The sequence below is a fragment of the Phenylobacterium sp. genome (assembly GCF_016793285.1).
Classification (GTDB): domain Bacteria; phylum Pseudomonadota; class Alphaproteobacteria; order Caulobacterales; family Caulobacteraceae; genus Phenylobacterium.
This window is the reverse complement of record NZ_JAEUMO010000256.1, coordinates 1-1,915: the sequence shown is the minus strand read 5'-3', so window position 1 is coordinate 1,915 and position 1,915 is coordinate 1. Positions and strand designations below refer to the sequence as shown.

3 protein-coding genes are annotated in these 1,915 nt (G+C 72.7%); 1 reads left to right on the top strand and 2 read right to left on the bottom strand.

Features of this window, described 5'->3' with window-relative positions; all coding sequences use genetic code 11:
* The coding region (locus tag JNL41_RS21765) for an MBL fold metallo-hydrolase (RefSeq protein WP_293478382.1) at positions 1–463 on the top strand (463 nt) is incomplete at its 5' end.
* Positions 464–466: 3 nt separating this feature from the next.
* On the opposite strand, the gene JNL41_RS21760 is transcribed toward JNL41_RS21765, so the two are convergent.
* Positions 467–1,201, bottom strand: coding sequence for a hypothetical protein (locus JNL41_RS21760; protein ID WP_293478381.1), 735 nt, complete (start codon positions 1,199–1,201; stop codon positions 467–469).
* 37 nt (positions 1,202–1,238) lie between these two features.
* Positions 1,239–1,915, bottom strand: a 677-nt coding sequence (locus JNL41_RS21755) for an SDR family oxidoreductase (protein ID WP_293478380.1), incomplete at its 5' end; no start/stop codon positions are given.

Sequence of the window (1,915 nt, the reverse complement as noted above, 5' to 3'; positions counted from 1 at the left end):
GACCTTCCCGAACGCCCGCTACCTGATCGGCCGCACCGAGTACGCGCACTGGAAGGCCGAGGAGGAGGGCATCGAGGACACCTCGACGTCCTACTTCCACGACAGCGTGAAGCCCGTCTGGGACGCCGGCCTCGTCGACCTCGTGGCGACCGACCACAAGGTCTGCGACGAGGTGAGCCTGGAGCCGACGCTGGGCCACACGCCCGGCCACGTCTCGATCCGCATCCGCTCAAAGGGCGAGGACGCCCTCATCACCGGCGACTTCACCCACCATCCCTGCCAGATGGCCCGTCCGCACTGGGCCGCCGAGGTCGATTTCGACAAGGAAGCCTCCACCGCCACCCGCAAGCGCGTCTACGGCGCGCTCGCCGGCACCAGCACCCTCGTGATCGGCACCCACTTCGCCGCCCCGTGCGCGGGACACGTCGTGGCCGACGGGGATGCGTGGCGGTTGGAGGTCTGAGGCCTACTCGGGCGGCGCCGGCGCCGGGCGCGCGCCAGCGCCGTGGGCCTGAATCTGACGCCAGACCGGCAGGAACAGGTACGCGCTCGCCTTCTGATCCTTGATCGGCATGAAGACGACGGCTGTGGTGCGATCCTGGCCGCAGAGCGTGATCGGCCAGACCTCGACCCAGGCGCGCGCGAGGTCCAGGCGATCGCGCTGCGCCTCGACGTCAGCGGGCAACTCCAGGGCGATGCGGCCGGCGGCGGAGCGCGGCGTCGCCCCGCCGGGCGGCGGCGCGTCCACGTGACCCGGCCGGGCCGCGACGTACACGTCGGCCATGCGGCGTTCCTGACAGCCCGCGGGAAGGTCCACCGCCGCCTGCGCCATCGCGGCCGGCAGCGTGCTCTGCTGCAGCGGCATGTCGGCGAAGGACTCGCCCGGGAGCCCGAAGGTCATCCGCCAGGGCGGCGACCCGCCAGTCCGGCCGACGTTTAGATTCTGTACGCTGCTGCGACCGCAGCCGGTCAGTTTCACGCGTTCCCGCACGGCCAGGAAATCAGGGCGATCGGCGATCTTCACCGGCTGTCGCCACAGATGCTCGATGCCGGCGGCTTCGCACGGCGGCGCACCGCTGAAACTCGCGTCGGCCGCCCGCGCCGTTCTGAGGATCATGCTCTCATACGCTGCCGCCTCGCCGTCCTGGACGAGGCCGTCCGGCAGAGCCGCCAGTGCAGCGGCCAACACAGCAGCGATCATAGCGAGCCCCCCAGCCGGCGGCGGGACGCTACGCCAGTCAGCCCCCCAGCGCGAGCCCGCCGTCGACCTTCAGCACCTGCCCGGTCGTGTAGCCGCCGCGCATCAGGTAGAGGTACGCCTCGGCCGTCTCCTCGACTTCGCCGATGCGGGGGATGAGCTGGCGGGCGGTGCGCTTGGCGAACTCGGCCTCGCGGTTCTCTTCCGGGATGGAGTCCCAGACGCCCGTCCGGATCAGGCCGGGGCACACGCAGTTCACCCGCACCGGCGCCAGCTCCACCGCCAGCGCGCGGGTCATGAACTCGATCCCGCCCGCCATCGCCGACGAGATCACCGCCCCCTTGGCCGGCTTGTGCGCGACCATGCCGTTGGTGAGCGTGAGCGAGCCGCCGGGCGGCAGCGTCTTCACGCCGTGCTTGGCCAGCGCCAGCGCGCCCCAGAACCGCACCGAGAACACCGCCGCCGCCGCGGCGAGGTCGGCGTCGGCCAGCGGTCCGCGCCGGGGCCCGCCCCAGTCGCCGGCGGTGGTGGCGATGTGGTCGAAGCTCCTGCCGTCCAGGAACCGCGCCACCGACGTCTCGTCGGTCACGTCCAGCACGCCGGCCTCGGCGCCGATCCTGTCGGCCGCCGCGCGCACCCGCTGCGCGTTGGTGGAGGCCACGGTGACGACCGCGCCCTCGCGCGCCGCGCCCTCGGCCACGGCGAACCCGATCCCGG

Bases quoted from the DNA above. Each gene is read 5' to 3' on its own strand.
- JNL41_RS21760 (WP_293478381.1), bottom strand. From the start codon at position 1,201: ATGATCGCTGCTGTGTTGGCCGCTGCACTGGCGGCTCTGCCGGACGGC.